This window comes from Acinetobacter sp. YH12064, assembly GCF_013419735.1.
In the GTDB taxonomy this organism is placed as follows: Bacteria; Pseudomonadota; Gammaproteobacteria; order Pseudomonadales; family Moraxellaceae; genus Acinetobacter; species Acinetobacter amyesii.
Window position 1 is genome coordinate 47048 of sequence record NZ_VOZP01000004.1, and the last position, 15455, is coordinate 62502.

24 protein-coding genes are annotated in these 15455 nt (G+C 41.2%); all 24 read left to right on the forward strand.

Translation table 11 applies throughout. The features are described 5' to 3' along the window. The first annotated feature begins 8 nt into the window (after positions 1 to 8). The 24 genes from FTU13_RS04990 (at position 9) to FTU13_RS05105 (ending at position 15453) form a co-directional block, all read left to right on the forward strand. Positions 9 to 455 carry a phage regulatory CII family protein gene (locus tag FTU13_RS04990; RefSeq protein ID WP_180089401.1) on the forward strand — a complete coding sequence of 149 codons (447 nt, stop codon included), beginning with the start codon at positions 9 to 11 and terminating at the stop codon, positions 453 to 455. A 54-nt stretch (positions 456 to 509) separates the two neighbouring features. Then, on the forward strand, positions 510 to 776 hold the full coding sequence (locus tag FTU13_RS04995; RefSeq protein ID WP_180128206.1) for a hypothetical protein: 267 nt from the start codon (positions 510 to 512) through the stop codon (positions 774 to 776). Then, entirely contained in the window at positions 773 to 1075 is a 303-nt protein-coding gene (locus tag FTU13_RS05000; RefSeq protein WP_180128204.1) for a hypothetical protein, read from the forward strand. Before FTU13_RS04995 ends, FTU13_RS05000 begins: the two co-directional genes overlap by 4 nt. Continuing rightward, entirely contained in the window at positions 1072 to 1356 is a 285-nt protein-coding gene (locus tag FTU13_RS05005) for a hypothetical protein (protein ID WP_180128202.1), read from the forward strand. The genes FTU13_RS05000 and FTU13_RS05005 overlap by 4 nt, the downstream gene beginning before the upstream one ends. Continuing rightward, on the forward strand, positions 1353 to 2162 hold the full coding sequence (locus FTU13_RS05010; RefSeq protein WP_180128200.1) for a hypothetical protein: 810 nt from the start codon (positions 1353 to 1355) through the stop codon (positions 2160 to 2162). Before FTU13_RS05005 ends, FTU13_RS05010 begins: the two co-directional genes overlap by 4 nt. After that, positions 2159 to 2902: an ATP-binding protein gene (locus tag FTU13_RS05015; RefSeq protein WP_180128198.1), complete on the forward strand. Its 744-nt coding sequence runs from the start codon at positions 2159 to 2161 to the stop codon at positions 2900 to 2902. The genes FTU13_RS05010 and FTU13_RS05015 overlap by 4 nt, the downstream gene beginning before the upstream one ends. Continuing rightward, the gene (locus FTU13_RS05020) at positions 2899 to 3141 is read left to right on the forward strand and encodes a hypothetical protein (RefSeq protein ID WP_180084044.1); all 243 of its coding nucleotides are present in this window, start codon (positions 2899 to 2901) and stop codon (positions 3139 to 3141) included. The genes FTU13_RS05015 and FTU13_RS05020 overlap by 4 nt, the downstream gene beginning before the upstream one ends. Next, complete coding sequence (locus tag FTU13_RS05025; protein ID WP_180128196.1) at positions 3141 to 3551, forward strand: hypothetical protein; 411 nt, start codon at positions 3141 to 3143, stop codon at positions 3549 to 3551. The genes FTU13_RS05020 and FTU13_RS05025 overlap by 1 nt, the downstream gene beginning before the upstream one ends. After that, positions 3548 to 4033: a hypothetical protein gene (locus FTU13_RS05030; protein WP_180128195.1), complete on the forward strand. Its 486-nt coding sequence runs from the start codon at positions 3548 to 3550 to the stop codon at positions 4031 to 4033. The genes FTU13_RS05025 and FTU13_RS05030 overlap by 4 nt, the downstream gene beginning before the upstream one ends. 60 nt (positions 4034 to 4093) lie before the next feature. Next, on the forward strand, positions 4094 to 4741 hold the full coding sequence (locus FTU13_RS05035; protein WP_180128193.1) for a hypothetical protein: 648 nt from the start codon (positions 4094 to 4096) through the stop codon (positions 4739 to 4741). Positions 4742 to 4862: 121 nt separating this feature from the next. Next, complete coding sequence (locus FTU13_RS05040; protein ID WP_180115709.1) at positions 4863 to 5048, forward strand: hypothetical protein; 186 nt, start codon at positions 4863 to 4865, stop codon at positions 5046 to 5048. Between the two features lie 75 nt (positions 5049 to 5123). Then, the gene (locus tag FTU13_RS05045) at positions 5124 to 5786 is read left to right on the forward strand and encodes a hypothetical protein (RefSeq protein ID WP_180128191.1); all 663 of its coding nucleotides are present in this window, start codon (positions 5124 to 5126) and stop codon (positions 5784 to 5786) included. Positions 5787 to 5854: 68 nt separating this feature from the next. Continuing rightward, the gene (locus tag FTU13_RS05050; protein WP_180128189.1) at positions 5855 to 6295 is read left to right on the forward strand and encodes a hypothetical protein; all 441 of its coding nucleotides are present in this window, start codon (positions 5855 to 5857) and stop codon (positions 6293 to 6295) included. 138 nt (positions 6296 to 6433) lie between these two features. Beyond that, positions 6434 to 7075 (forward strand): putative metallopeptidase, encoded by a 642-nt coding sequence (locus tag FTU13_RS05055; protein WP_180128187.1) that lies wholly within the window; start codon positions 6434 to 6436, stop codon positions 7073 to 7075. A gap of 58 nt (positions 7076 to 7133) precedes the next feature. Next, positions 7134 to 7559: a DUF2280 domain-containing protein gene (locus FTU13_RS05060; protein ID WP_180084059.1), complete on the forward strand. Its 426-nt coding sequence runs from the start codon at positions 7134 to 7136 to the stop codon at positions 7557 to 7559. A gap of 12 nt (positions 7560 to 7571) precedes the next feature. After that, entirely contained in the window at positions 7572 to 8819 is a 1248-nt protein-coding gene (locus FTU13_RS05065) for a PBSX family phage terminase large subunit (RefSeq protein WP_180128185.1), read from the forward strand. 12 nt (positions 8820 to 8831) lie between these two features. Next, positions 8832 to 10292, forward strand: a complete 1461-nt coding sequence (locus FTU13_RS05070; protein ID WP_180128183.1) for a DUF935 family protein — start codon at positions 8832 to 8834, stop codon at positions 10290 to 10292. Further along, positions 10293 to 11495, forward strand: a complete 1203-nt coding sequence (locus tag FTU13_RS05075) for a phage minor head protein (protein WP_180128181.1) — start codon at positions 10293 to 10295, stop codon at positions 11493 to 11495. It abuts the gene before it with no gap. Between the two features lie 43 nt (positions 11496 to 11538). Then, complete coding sequence (locus FTU13_RS05080; protein ID WP_180128179.1) at positions 11539 to 12153, forward strand: hypothetical protein; 615 nt, start codon at positions 11539 to 11541, stop codon at positions 12151 to 12153. A 53-nt stretch (positions 12154 to 12206) separates the two neighbouring features. Then, entirely contained in the window at positions 12207 to 13175 is a 969-nt protein-coding gene (locus FTU13_RS05085) for a hypothetical protein (protein WP_180128177.1), read from the forward strand. Beyond that, complete coding sequence (locus FTU13_RS05090; protein ID WP_078193411.1) at positions 13175 to 13558, forward strand: hypothetical protein; 384 nt, start codon at positions 13175 to 13177, stop codon at positions 13556 to 13558. Before FTU13_RS05085 ends, FTU13_RS05090 begins: the two co-directional genes overlap by 1 nt. A 3-nt stretch (positions 13559 to 13561) precedes the next feature. Then, complete coding sequence (locus FTU13_RS05095) at positions 13562 to 14638, forward strand: major capsid protein (protein ID WP_180128175.1); 1077 nt, start codon at positions 13562 to 13564, stop codon at positions 14636 to 14638. A 10-nt stretch (positions 14639 to 14648) separates the two neighbouring features. Continuing rightward, positions 14649 to 15005 (forward strand): hypothetical protein, encoded by a 357-nt coding sequence (locus FTU13_RS05100; protein ID WP_180128173.1) that lies wholly within the window; start codon positions 14649 to 14651, stop codon positions 15003 to 15005. A gap of 7 nt (positions 15006 to 15012) precedes the next feature. Next, on the forward strand, positions 15013 to 15453 hold the full coding sequence (locus tag FTU13_RS05105; protein ID WP_180128171.1) for a gp436 family protein: 441 nt from the start codon (positions 15013 to 15015) through the stop codon (positions 15451 to 15453). Positions 15454 to 15455: the final 2 nt, after the last annotated feature.

Genomic DNA, 15455 nt, shown 5'->3' on the forward strand with positions numbered 1-15455 from the left:
ACACCGATATGAACATATTGGATGCTGCTTACAACACTGTTCACGACTACCAAGGTGGAGCGAATGCATTAGCGCCACGAATGGGCATAAAAAGCCCTGCGGTACTGAACAGTAAAGTGAATCCCAATACGGAAACACACCACATCACCTTGCTTGAGGCTTCAAAACTTATGGAGCTGACAGGGGATTACCGAATTCTGCAAAGACTGAATGCTCAACACGGAAAAGTGGCCATCAACTTGCCATGCATACCCGAATGTCGAGATACAGCGCTCACAGACCTAGTACTGAGTATTGGAATGGGTGGTGGGGATATATGTGCGCAGTTCAAAGAAATGATGGCAGACGGTCGGATCACTCGTGGTGAAGCGATAGATATGTCAAAGGTCATTCACATGCTGCACGAGATCTTGGCAGAGCTAGAAATGCAAATAAACAAATGCGTCGAGCAATAAAAAAGCCTGATCTCGAACATCAGGCTTCCAATTCAAAATATGACGGAATCACATATGAATATGAAATCTAATTTACCACAAAACAAAGGCATACGCACAGACAAAAATGCCGACTACCTATCGGGCGACGTCGTGGTCTTCACTGATCCAATCAAACCAGACCACTTGATGACCGTACACAAAGTACAGAGTGATGGCGTACTACTGGATGGAAATCACAACTTTTCACTGAGCCATCTAGTGCGACCGGCAACAGTTGCAGAGGTCTTGGCCAAACGTCGATTGACTACTGCTGAACAAGCGCTTGCGGAGGTTCCATGATCACCAACAAGGCAATTAAAAAGCAGCCTGAGCATAAACACCTGCAAGGCGTTCAGAGTTGGTATGACCCAGCGCTTCGCACCTTAAATGGACTAATTGATATTCGTAAGGCCAACTTACGCAAGATTAATCGTGATGAAGCCAATGCTGCAGTCACACGTGATGAGTTTATCGAAATGCTCACCAATCAACATCGGATCTCGGCCTGGTATGCCGGTGAAATTATCTCAAGCTTACTGCGTTCAGAAATGATTTTGATGTTTGGACGCTTTATATGGATTAATGAAGGTGGTGTATGACGAATGTAGAAAAATACATATCCACTTATGTAGATATTGAAATCGAGATTGACGATGTACTCGAATTTATTGGTAGTGCTGAGGAGGATGAAAAAGACAGAATTCTGGTAGCTTTGGGTAGGCACAACGAATGCGGCCAACTTGTTGAAATGGATACTGAAACACTTAAGTATCTTATTGATCAAGCTAATAAATTTGGCATAGAGGACATGCTTGATCAACTTAAATGTGAAGGCATGCGTGTAGGGGCTTATTTAAACCCTAAGGCGGTGGTTGAATGAGCCATATTCTGTCACTACGTGGCACAGGGCAACCTATTGCCTATTTCCCCAAGCTGGGTAAATACATCGGCTGTGTGAAGGCAGGAATCTTTCTTGGCCAAATGGTTTTTTGGTCGGATAAGACTGATAGCCCATTAGGCGTGTACAAGACTTCTGAGCAAATTGAGGAAGAAACTGGCTTGTCATATCGAGAACAAGTGAGTGCTCGAAAGAAGCTTGTTGCCTTAGGTTTAATCTCAGAAACATACAAGCGTTTAGATCATCGTTTGTACTTCAAATTTAACGAAGAACGCTTTGACGAGTGGCTTTCAGAGATGATTTTGGCGAACTCACAAAATGTAATTTCCCCAACTGACGAAAGCGCAGTTCGGGAGCAAACAAAAGCGCAATTCGTTCCTACAGAGAATACAACAGATATAAACACACACAGTAACGCGCACGTTGAAAATCAAAACGTGGATTCGTGGGCACCAGATCTTGAGCAGCTGGCATTCGCTTTGAAAACCACAAAATATTCTCAACGAGTTTCTGAAATTCTTGGCATGGCAGATTTTCAATTCCATCTTGGGAACTTCAACGCTCACCACGAAAATAATCACCAGATCACGAACAACCAAAAACTTCGCAAGTTTGCACAATGGATTTTTCAGGAATTTGAAAAACAATTGGCCAAAGCTGAACGTGAAGCAACAAAAACGAAAAACCATACCACTGAAAAACAAAATTCTCGAAACGTAAATGATGCTTGGGGTGAAGTACAGCAGTATGCACCTGCAAGTGATATCGACTGTGGAGGACTGCTATGAACGCCTCAATTTTAAATGCGCAGATCCAGTTGAGTTCTGAATACTGTGAAACACACCGAGCTCAAAAAGTCATAGTTGGTCGTACTGCAATTTGCAAGCAATGTGCAACTGAAATATTGAATAAAGCCCATCAGGACCACGAGATTGAGGTAAATCGCATGGTTCGTGAAAAGCATTTTGAAGGAGCTAAGTTACCGGCTCGTCATGCAAACAATGGCTTTAGAGACTATGTGATTAGCAATAACGGACAGATGAATGCAAAGCAGCAATGTATGTCGTTTACCAGTGATTTCAAGAAAGACATAAAACGCAATTTAATCATGGTTGGCCGTACTGGTACAGGTAAAACACATCTAGCGTGTGCCGTTGCTAGAAATGTCTTGGAGAATCGTAAGTACGCTCGTTACATCACATCTGAAGATATCGCCAACGAAATTGCGAATGCTTGGAAAAAAGCCGATGACAGTGAGGCTAATGCAGTACAGCGCTTCGCTGACTATGACTTGCTGATTGTAGATGAATACGGTTTGCACGACCGTCATGAAAATAGACTTCAGTTGGTGCACAAAGTTTTATACGAACGTTATGACCAGGCCAAACCAACCATGCTGATTTCAAATATGACAATTGAGGATTTGCAAAAAGATCTGGGTGATCGTCTTTGGTCTCGTTTTCAACATGATGGCCTGGTCACAGTGGAATGCAATTGGGAAGATCAACGTGTAGGAGGTGCTTCATGAACACCTCATTCGTTAAAAAATTTGAAGAGATTAAAAACGTACTTGTATACATCGCATTTTCTACTGCTGAGGTGACTGCTTTAGAGCTTGAGGAAAACGTGACTGATTGGGGCCGTTGCCAATTAAATTTACATCTTAAAAAACTTGTTGAAGCTGGATATCTACAGAGTAATGGCAAGCAAGCAGAACGTGCTTATACCGCTACTGAAAAAACAAAGCAGTTATTTGGAGTGAAGTAGTGACCAGCTACTCAATTGCTGAATACAAACAAATGATCGGGGGTGCCAAACCTAAAAGAGGTACCAAGAGACCTAAGGTTAAAAGTCAAAAGGTACCCAATGAGTTTGAATCGAAACTGGCGCTGGAGCTCAAGGCATTAAAGATAGATTTCGAGCAAGAGTTTAGGTTCCACCCGAGTCGTAAATGGAGAGCTGATTTCCACCTAAAGGGAAGAATGATTTTGATTGAGGTTGAAGGTGGTATTTGGAGTGTTGGAAGGCATACAAGGGGTAAAGGGTTTATCGGTGATATGGAGAAATATAACGCGGCAACAATGCTGGGTTATCAGGTAATACGATTTAGTACAGAGCAAGTGAAGTCAGGTTTAGCAATTCAGCAGATTGAGAAGATGGTAGGGGATTTGGGATGAATGCAGCGGTAACAATTATGCAGTCGGTAGATTGGACACGTTTTGATTTAGAGGGATGGCTGTACCAGTTCGGGGCTTGGATGAATTCTGTGTCAGGTACTTGTGGGAAAACCGTCAATCCTATTGCAGTGGCTATGGATCAGGCCGTAGTGAAGCAGAAAATCAAGAAACTTACGGAAGAGCAAAAGAAAGAAATTATAGCCGCTCATTTCTTATCTGAAGCTCAGCCAAAGTTATCTCGCACTAAAATAACTTGTCAGATTGATGACAATGAAGCTCGCGCAGTGCAGCGTTTAATATTGGATATGCAAGGTCAGTCAGAGGTGTTGGATGAATGGCTTGATGCCATCATTTGTCGGTATTTTTATGGGAATTCATGGTCTGCTATGGCAAATGAAGAACGTACACAGATGGATGCTCGCATGGATGTTAAGTGTGGCCTGGCGGCGTTACATGTGCGGTATGGGTTTATTAGAATTTGACTTTACTGCAATAAGTTATTAATTTTTATATGTCTTTTGGTTGTTGTAAAAAGGGTATTAATGGAAATTAATGAGGACATTATTGCAGGCTTGCTTAAATCATCCCATCTATTGGAAGGGCAATTTATCTTTCCAATTACGTCAACTCCATTGTACGACAATTCGCCAAAGATTAAAGCTGCGGACTCATTGGGATTCATTTCAATGGAGCATGCTGCAAGTTTAAGATTCTTAATTGCGCATGCGAAGTGCAATACCTCTGCATTTGCATTGTTTAGGCTACAGTATGAGGCTTTGGTAAAGGGCTTTTGGTCATTATACGTAGCTAATGATGAGCAGTTAGACTTAATTGTTGGCGAATTGAGTAATGAAAGGGCTGAAAGAAACAATAAGGAATTGCCTTCTATTTCTAAAATGCTTATTGAGCTTAAAAATGCAAATTCACCAGCTCAACAAGCGATTGAAATGTTAATTCAATTTAAAGAAATTTCTTGGAAAGCATTAAACTCTTTTGTTCATTCGGGAGTGCATGCTGTTTATAGAAGTAATAATGGTTACCCCGATGAGCTTGTATTCACGATCGTTCGACAGTCAAACAATTTAATGCATCTGGCTACATATATGCTAGCTGTTATCACTGGTGATCAAAGAGTTATTGAAAATGTAAAACAGACTGCTAAAAATTTTAGAGACTGTTTTCAAGAGTGATATTGACCCTGTACAAGCGATATGGCATATTTCTGTTATAGTGGACGAAGTTATAGTAATTCACTAAGTTTAAAAGCTCGCCAAATGGTGGGCTTTAATTTTAAAAGAAGGGTGTAATATTTTGGAAAACAACGAGCTTGAACAAAACCCTCAGCAAGAAAATAATCAATCAAACTCTATTGTTGATACTATAGGTCACGCAAACCCGGTGGATGTGATCGAAGTCTTGGTAGAAGCAGGAAAGTCTGTTGTTAATACAAGTAAAGATATTATTTCGAGTATTGTTGACAATATCGATATTAATTAATAACTCAGAACAAATTTTAAGCTTAAAAATTGATGTACATTGATTTCTTACCTGCAAATTATAAGTTATAAATTTATGAAAAAAATATTAGTTGGTCTTGTTAGTTGTTTAGCTGCTTTTGCCAATGCTACAACTTTAGATTGTGAAAACAGTTACCCATTATTTAAAGAAATAATTCAGAAAAAGTCAGATGCTGAGAACACTGGTGGTATAGATGATATACATGACTATATTCAGCATTATGATTACACATACATATTTAGTAAAAATCATCCAGATAAGCAATTTTGGGTAGATAAGCATTTGTCTTTTGCAAAACCTTCCTGGAGTAACAATGAATGGATAAGTAGAAGGGAATATAGTAAAAGAATTAAAGAAATTGCTAAGCACAATGTCAAAGATTCTTCAAATCCTTACATCCATGAGTTGTTACCATCTAAAGCTAATCTTTTAAGTAAGTCTGGTGAAATTTGTGTGGTGCCAGTTCAGGCATTTCTTGAGGTGGAGGTAGATGAAGGAGAAAGTCTAAATACTTCAGGAACTGTTGTGGTTGAAGCTATGCTAATTGATCATATTTTTGTGCGAGATATCAATGACAATAAGTGGCGTGTTTTAGCGTTTAATCGATTTATCACAGATAATGATTTTAACGAATTTTTCCCAGATATGCCTGATCATATAAAAAATGAATTAAATGATGGGATTGTTGAAGCGCAGGAAGCAGAATTAGTAGATTAAGTATTGAAAAACTTAAGCTAAAAAATTAATACAGCCTCCTTCTGGAGGTTTTTTTATAGCTCAAAATTATGGACGTTGAAAAATACAAGGCTCTAACCAATAAAAAGCCATACAAGCTCAAACTCCGCACCAAGCCATTACCTAAAGCTTCGGAAAGGTACTTGGAAGCATTTGATCGATTGAAAGAAATATTGAATCGAATGGAAATCAAGTACGAAGAATATTTTCATTTTAAAACGACCAAACACTGGCGTTTTGATTTTCATTTAATTGAGCATCGAATTTTAGTTGAGATATCTGGCGGACCTTGGTCTGGTGGTCGCAGCGGAAAATTAGCAAATAAAGGCTGGAGCATGGATCGCTATGATGTCGCAGTTGATATGGGATACACCGTTGTGCGCTTAGAATCGGCTAGCAGATACAAGATAGATGAGTCTGGCCCACTACAGATAGAGGCTAATCTTGCATCGCAGTGGCTAAAGAATTTGAAGAGACATGCTTTTGATTAAATTTAATCGTTTGGTATATTTTACCATTCCAAGTATTAGCAAAACCTAGCAGAATACTCGGAATAAGTATTCCCCAATACCTGTTATTTTAATACCCACAATTTTCCCCAAAGTTGTGGGTTTTTTTATGGGTGCTTTATGGAACAGATCAGACCATTCCCACCGACAGACTTGATTGATCAAGCTGGGGAAGAGGACGCTATACGTCTAGCGCCAGCTCCGGATCTAAAGGCCTGGGTAATGCAGAATTGGTTAACCTTGGGTAGTGATTTGCATAATCCAGACCATGACCATATTGCTGAGCTGATTCATGATAGTGAAGAGTTTTTGGCATTTGCGTGGGCATCGTCTGCTGCAATGGCTAAAAAGCGCATGGTACTCGGTCAATGTGAAAAAGTGATGTTTAACCAAGGTGGGTGGAAGAAAGCTCGTCAAGAACAACAAATGCGAGACTGGTTTGGCTTTGTACCTCAGTACTTAATCACGATTGATGCTGCATTTTGTGAGCAAACCTCTGATCGTGAATTCTGCCGTTTGATTGAACATGAGCTTTACCACATTGGGGTTGAGCGCGATGAAGACGGTGAGATCATTTATAGCGATGTAACTGGCTTACCCAAGCACTACTTAGCTGGCCATGATGTTGAAGTTTTCTTTGGTGAAATACGTCAGCACGGAATCGATAGCTCAGTACAACGACTATTGAATATTGCTAAAAATGCTCCATTTGTATCGGAGACAAACATTGCAGCGTGTTGCGGAAACTGTGTGATTAACTGAGCCGAAAGGCTCTTTTTTTTGCCTATCTTGCGACACGTAGCGACACAAAGAGGAATTTATGGCAACACTTAAAGAGCCTGTGAAAATTTTTATAATTCAGTCTCTTGCTTGCCGTGACACCCCTCAAGAAGTCGCGGATCTTGTGAAGCAAGAGTTTGACCTGATTCTCGATCGATCTCAGGTGGCTTTGTACGATCCAACCAAGCGACGTGGGAAAAACCTAAGCAAGAAATATGTCCAATTGTTTGAGAAAACCCGTCAGGATTTCGATGCAGGATTAATCGATATTCCAATTGCGAACAAGTTCTACCGCTTGAAAGAAATCCAAAAGATGTATGACGACTCTGGGAAGAACAAAGTCGCAAAACAAAAGTTATTAAAGCTTGCACATCAAGAAACTGATGGCAGGACAATTCGTCAGGAGCACACTGGTAAAGATGGTGCTGACTTGGAAATCAAAGTTATTCGAGAGTTTATAGATTAGAAGGATTCCACTGTGGAGCTTAGAATCAAAACTCCACGTTGGTCAAAACCTTGGTTTAAGACAGCACGATATAAGGGTGCTCATGGGGGGCGTGGATCAGGTAAGTCACATTTTGTAGGTGAGCAGCTGGTAGAGGAATGCGTCATTGATAAAGATCTTCGCGCTGTATGTATTCGTGAGATTCAGAAATCGATTAAGTACTCAAGTAAGCAGCTTATTGAGGACAAGATTAAGGCTCTAGGCGTATCACATCTGTTTGATGTGCAACGTGACCTAATCAAGCGAAAGGGTGGTGAGGGAGTAATTCTTTTTCAGGGTATGCAAGACCACACAGCTGATTCAATCAAATCCCTTGAGGGTTTTAAAATAGCTTGGATTGAAGAAGCTAATAGGCTTTCAGCAAAATCCCTCAGACTATTACGTCCAACAATGCGTGCTGAGGGGTCACAAATTTGGGCGACATGGAACCCCGAATCGAAAGACGACCCTATAGATGATTTTCTACGTGGTGAGTTTGCACCTGAAGACTCCATCGTTATTGAAGTTAACATCAACAACAACCCATTTGCTCCGCAAACACTGTTGGACGAATACGAGGAAGATCGTAAGCGTGCAATTAGGATGCAGGCTGCAGGTGATGAAAATGCATGGCCTATGTTTGAGCATGTTTGGCATGGTGCTTACCTTGAATTTAGCCAGGCCATTATCTTCTCTGGTCGTTATGTGGTTGATGAGTTTGAACCTGATGCTGACTGGACAGAAGTGTACTACGGTTCCGATTGGGGGTTCTCACAAGATCCAACAACACTAAACCGTATTTTTATTCATGACGATATTCTCTATATACGTAATGAAGCTCATCAAGTGGGTTGTGAGATTGATCATCTTCCGAAACTTTTTGATGAAGTGCCGGGCGTACGTACTCACGAAATCAGAGCTGATAATTCGCGACCTGAAACTATTAGCTATATGAAACGCCAAGGTTTCAAGATTAAGGCAGCAGACAAATGGCCTGGATCTGTAGAAGACGGTGTGACGTATATGAAGAAATTCAAGCAAATCATTATTCACCCTGATTGCCCTGAAACAGCTAGAGAGTTCAAGTTGTATTCATACAAGGTCAATCGTGCAGGTGATGTACTGCCGGATATTTTGGATCTCAACAACCATCATATGGATGGTATTCGCTATGGCTTACAGCCATTGATTAAGGGTCGAAGCAGCAAAAAACCTGCTGGTGCAGGTAGTCGAACTTATTGATAAGGAAAACACATGGCAAAGTCTAAAAAAGACAAAGCGTCAAAGAAGGCTTTGTCTCTTGGCAACCTATACACTCAAGAAGCGGTAACGCGTTTTTTAGTTAATTTTGGCAAGCAACCAGATACCGATGAGGTGCTTCGTAAGGCTGGCATTACACGTCACAGATTACGAGTATTGCTAGATGATGATGAAGTTGCCCAGGCGGTTGAGACTCGCATAGATGCACTACTGGCTACACCGCTAAGAGTTGAACCAAGCGATACAGATGAGGCCGAAAAATTAACACTTGTTCTCAAAGAATGGTTTCATGAGATTGCAGCCGGTTCTTTGAATGCCTTGTTTTTTGGCTATTCGGTTCAAGAAGCTGTTTATGAACTTAAACCAGAGGGTTACATCGGCCTGGAATGGATTGGTGAAAAGCCAATGCAATGGTTTGAACCTAAAAATGATGGTCGACTAATTTACCGTCAGGAAGGGACTGCTAATGAGCAGGAGGTCGATCAAGTATTTAAATTCTTCCTAACGCGTCGTAAAGCTTCATATGAACAACCTTATGGAAAAGCATTGCTAGCAACACTGTATTGGCTATTTTTCTTTAAGCAGAATGGATTCAAATTTTGGGCTAAATTCTTAGAGCGTTTTGGTACGCCAATTCTTTTAGGTAAATGTAAAGATACCGAAACTGAAGACATGAATAGAGCATTATTAAATGCTCATGCTCAAAGTGTATTGTCGATCGATGCTGAAGACGATGTTCAGGTACTGGGTACATCTGGTGCGAGTGGTACTGCTGGAGCTGCGTTTGAGTCTTTCAATAATCAGCTTGTACGACAGATTCAAAAAGTCATCTTAGGGCAAACACTTACTAGTGGGACTGATGGTGTTGGTAGTAGGGCATTAGGTCAAGTCCATGAAAATGTAAGGATGGATAAACTCAAATCTGACATTCGACTGGTTACGCCTACTTTGCAAGCAGTGGTGAATGCGCTATGCGCTCTAAATGGTTGGGGTGCGTATGAGGTTATGCTCGGTGAAAAACCTAAACCACTCAATAAGGATCAAGCCGAGCGTGATGCTCATCTTAAGAATGCTGGTGCAAACCTAACGCCACAGTATTTTCAGCGTGAGTACGGGCTTCAGGATGGTGATATCGCTGAGTCAAACCAACCTTTTCTAAACACCCAATTCTCAGCTATACCCAAACATGCATTTAGCTTTAAAGCCCAGGCCAATAAACTTTCAGCTGAACAGCAAGAAGTTGAGGAATTAACCGATGGCCAAAAGGATCTGCAGCTTTTAAGTAATGAGCAGATTAAGCAGCTTGTTGCTGAGTCGGATAGTCCCGAAGGCCTGGCATTCAATTTAATGCAGTTGATTCCGTCTGTATCTGAATCTCAGTTTAAGGCCAATTTAGATCAGGCTTTATATGCTGCAGATGTATTGGGGTATGCGACAGCAGCCAAGGGGAAATAGATGCAACCAGTCACATTCCTTGAAGCGCTTCAGTACGCGCATGACAAAAAGATTGTGCTACCTGATGAGTTTTACTCAATGGACTTAAAGACTCGGCAGATGGCGACAACAGTGAGCTTTCTATCGAGTCTTGAGCAAGTTGAGACAGTGATTAAGTCATTGAATAGGACTTTGGCCAATGGTGGAACGTTTAACGATTTTCAGAAGTTGATTGAAGAATCAGAGATCATTCTACCTAAGCATTATCTAGATACCGTATTTCGTTCTAATATCCAAAGTGCTTATGGTCATGGGCGATGGCAGCAGCAGAATCGAAATAAAGCCAAACGTCCTTACCTGATGTATTCGGCTATCGATGATAGTCGTGTACGCCCAGCACATTTGGCATTGAATCGAATTGTATTGCCGATTGATCACCCATTTTGGCTGACACATTATCCGCCATTAGGATTCCGTTGCCGCTGTACTGTTATCGCACTCACAGAGGCTCAGGCACTCAAATACGGTATTACCCCGGAGGATAAGTTGCCAGAAGTTGCTGAGGCATTGGACTGGTCATCGCATCCTTTGCAATTTGGTGATCTGGAAGCGTTGGTTGATAAAAAGATCAATGTGTCAGTACTAGATAAGGAATACCTATTCGAGCAGAAAGAAGTTATCAAGGCTGAATGGACTGCATCGAAAAAGCTTACGAGTTTATTTGCTCCTATGGATGATAAGACTCGGGACTTATTCGATACGGTGGCCAATACAGTGATTCCATTAGATCCTTCGATTCGACCAAGTGCTATTCGTACTTTCTTGGATTACGTACAAGGCAATGACCAGGCCATTACAGGCTATTTGAATAGCAAAACCTCATCCAAGGCTGACCAAGTGCTTAAGCAATGGTTGGTTCAGGATATGGAAGCGATTCATGTTGTAGCTAAAAACACCTCAGACGTTATTACCGGCACAACCACACTGGCTTACGCAGCTTCACTTGAAGTGGGTAAGGTGGTGACATTGGATGCACCAATGCTTTTGGCAGGTCAGTCAAACATCATGATTCAGATTGAAAATGCGAGTGGCCTGGGGATTGATCTTGAAAAGTTGAATGCTGGTGAAGGTGTCTTGCTACCTTTAGGAATCTCTTTTGAAGTTGTTTCGATAGAGATGATTGAAGGGGTGATGGTTTATAAATTGAGAGCTTTAATGAACTGATTATATGTATTAGATTAAGGCACCATTTTTTATTAAAAATAATATGGAACTTATTTTAAAAACACTAACAGTACTTGCTTCGATTATTGGCCCTTTAGTAATTGCCTTTTGGAACAATCGTCATTTATCAAAGAAACACACGAAAGATGAATTTGAAGAAGATGTAAAAATTGCTGAAAGATTTGAGGAAATTCATCAATCGAAAACTTCTCATTTAGTTAAGGACCGACTTGCTCAGCAATTATTTATGACTAAGAAAATCACGTACTTTGAGGTCTTATTTTTTTATCAGTACAGTGATATGGAACGATGGATTAAAGATTACATTCGATTCAAAGACAAAGTGAAGTTAATCCAAAACAGTAATGGCAAGATAATAAAAATTCACCATCCTCATTCCAGATTAAAGGTATTTGGTTTTGCTGCTGGTTATATTGTATTTGTAATTTTAGCTCTTCTGCCGTTTCTATTTATCAATTCATTTATTGAAATCTATGAAAGTCAGATGGCCTCGAAGCAATATTTAGTTGTTTTCAATATGATGGCGTGGCCAATTCTATTTGGAATGCTAGCCTTAATATTTCTAATTGAAGGAGCAAAATACAATGAAATCAAACGTTTCATAGACAAGTTCGAGAGTAATGCAATTAAGGTTTAATAGAGAATTACACAAAGCCGCCCACGAGGGCGGTTTTTTTATGGAGCATGAAAATGCCAGATCCAAATGAAGAGCGATTGAAGTATCTATTCAATGCTGCAGCTATTGAAGTCCCGAAGGCTGAAGAGGGGCAAAAACGAAAATTTAAAGGCACTGCTTATGCAGGTGGCCGTGTAGATGGTCATTGGTATTGGGGCCGTTCTGGTGTGGTCTTTGATCTTGATGGGATTGAGATTGATAAGCCAGCAGCCTTACTTGAAGAACACTTTAGCTCAAGTCGAATTGGTGTTGTTCAGACAGTAGATACAAACGGAAAGATTGATGTTTCAGGCGATTTTCTTACGAATGCTAAGGCGCAGGAAATCGTTCAGGACTCTGATGATGGCTTTCCATTCCAGATGTCAATGATGATTGATCCTGGATCTATTGAAGAAGTCTCACAAGACAAGACAGTCACTGTGAATGGTCAAGTATTTGAAGGTCCTATCACAATCTTCCGTCAAAACCGCATTCGTGAGTTCACGATCTGCTCGACTGGTGCCGATCGCAATACCTCAATTAAAGCCTTCTCAGGCAAAGCCAATCCAAACCCAACCAAAGAGGACACCGACGTGACCGAATTAGAAAAAGCCCAAGCCGCATTAAAGCAGGCTGAAATTGATCGTGATGCAGCTCAAGCCGAACTTAAGAAGTTCAAAGCCGATAAGCGTGAAGATGACATCAAAGCACTTGAAACTGCGTTGAATAAGCAATTCAGTGCTGAAGAAAAGAAATCCTATACAGATATGGATGATTCTGCATTCGCATTTATGGCACAGCAATTAAAGCAATTTTCTGCAGGTAGCCAGCAACCACCATCTGGTCAGCAACAACAGCAGATCCCACCGCAATTCGCACACTTATTCACTCATCAAGCGAGTAGCAATCAAAGTGGGCAACAAGGCAAAGGCGATCAGCAAGGTACAGCCTTAGATTATGCGTTTAACCAATTTGCTGCAGCGCAACAAGGAGCAAAAAATTAATGGGAACCATTACTCAAACAATCACGACTACACAGCTTGTAGTGGGTGATGGCGTTCGTACAGAAAACGCCAAAGTAAAAACGGCGACTGCATATAAACGCGGTGATTTGTTGAAGGTGGCTACAAACAACCTCGCAGATCACCCCGTGGTAACAGAAGGTGTGGTTGGTGATTGGAATGCCATTGCCAATACAGATATGACTGTGGAGCAGGCTACGTACCATGCAGCCAATGGTCTGGAAATGCCAATTTACGTACAGGGTGCATTTGATATTGCTGTGGTAACTGTGAATGGTACGCCGTTAACGGAAGCTCAATATGATGCGGTACGTGCCCAGGCCTTAATTAACAAAATTGAACTTCGTAAAGTCGTGGGGAAATAATCAATGAGTCAAACTTTTACATTTCAGAACGCTCCGGTTGAATTACTGGATGTACCTCAGTTGGTGTTATTAACGGATACTACTCAGAAGGTAGACACGTGGTTAATGGATCGCTTCTTTCCTCAACGTGTCTCGTATACCAAAAAAGAAGTTCCTGTAGGTGAGTTAAATACAGCGACACCGCTTGCACCATTTGTAACGCCTACAGCTGCTGGTCGCCAAATTAAAGTAGGTGAGTCTGGTAACGTTAAATTCGTTAAGCCGGCATATTTAAAGCCGATGATGACAGTATTTCCAAGCGATGTTCAAAATACCGCACTGATTACCCAGTTGCGTAAATTTGGTGTGATTGCCACAGGCTCAAACCGTTTAAGTGATGCAGATCTATTGCTGATTGACCAAGCACAAAAGGCTTTATATTTACGTCAATCGATTGAAAACCGAAAGTTGCTGATTGCCCGTGATGTATTGCTATATGGCAAGACAACCTTCGCTTCTGCTGACTTCCCAATGTATGAAGTAGATTATGAGCGTAATGCAGCTTGTACATTTGCTCCATTGATCAAATGGGGGCAGGTTGGTGCAACAGCGGTTAAAGATATCCAGACCATGATTGATCTATCAGTGGAACATTCAGGTACTTCTCCAATAATGGCACTTACAACATCTAAGGTGTACAACACTTTAATTAAAGATCCAGAGTTTAAAGAGAAGTTCATTGCACCATATGCGGGTATTAGTGTTCCTTTAACTCCAACCTTTGATCAAATGGATAAACCGCAGTTCCGTGGTACGGTCGACAACATTGAAATTTGGACGTATGACGTTCAACACAGTATTGGCGGCGGTACACCGGAACGATTTATTCCAGAAGACTTCTTTGGACTGATCTCTGATGCTAATGGTTGGATCGCTCACTGTGCTATCCAAAACGTAGAGGCTTTTGGTCAAGCTCTAGAGTTCTATCTAAGCCAATGGCAAGAAAAGAACCCTTCAAGCATTCAAATGCTTGCTGAATCATCTCCACTGGCGATTCCAAACAATAAGAATGGCCTGGTAGGCGGTCGCGGGTTCGTATAAGGAAATTATTATGACGAAGTACATTGCAAAGCAGTCACTTGGACCTTTTCGTCCAGGCCAAGAAATCACAGGGCTTGAAGCTAAACAACTTCAGGCCCTTTTAGCATCTGGGGCTATTGAAGAAGAAAAAGCTCCAGACGAACCTAAAGCTGATGGTTCAGCTGCACGCTTAGCTGAGCTTGAAAAAGCTAATACTGATCTTATTGCAGCAAATAAGTTGATGACTGATGAAAAGGTCAAATCAAATCAGGAGAATGGTGAGCTTAAAGCGAAGGTTGCAGAGCTTGAAAAAGCATTAGCTGCATCTGAAGCTGCCCTGAAAAAAACAACTGCCGAAGCGAAGAAGGCTGCTTCAGAAGCTAAGTAGGTGACCTATGTATGCGACTAAATCTGACTTGGTAGCGCGATTTGGTGGTGAGTTGGAGCAATTGTTAATGATGCTACCCAATGTCACTGCTGTAGAAGATGCAATTCAAGACGCGACAGAGGAAATTAACGGTCACATAGGTGGCCGTTATTCTTTGCCGCTACCTAACGTGCCAAGTAACTTGAAACGTATGGCATGTGATATTGCACGCTATCGCTTGTATTTCCAGCAACCAACGGAAGAAGTCCGAAAGCGCTATGAGGATGCAATCTCATTCTTAAAGCGCGTGGCTGAAAACAAGGCGCATTTACAGATCCAGTCTGAGGAATCGGACGAGATTATTGATGATGAGCCTACAAAGAAGCCAAGTACTTTACCTATTGGTAGTACTTATCGTGGTGGGGTATTTGGTGATGATGTCTTAAATATGATGCCTAGCATCAAGTGAGG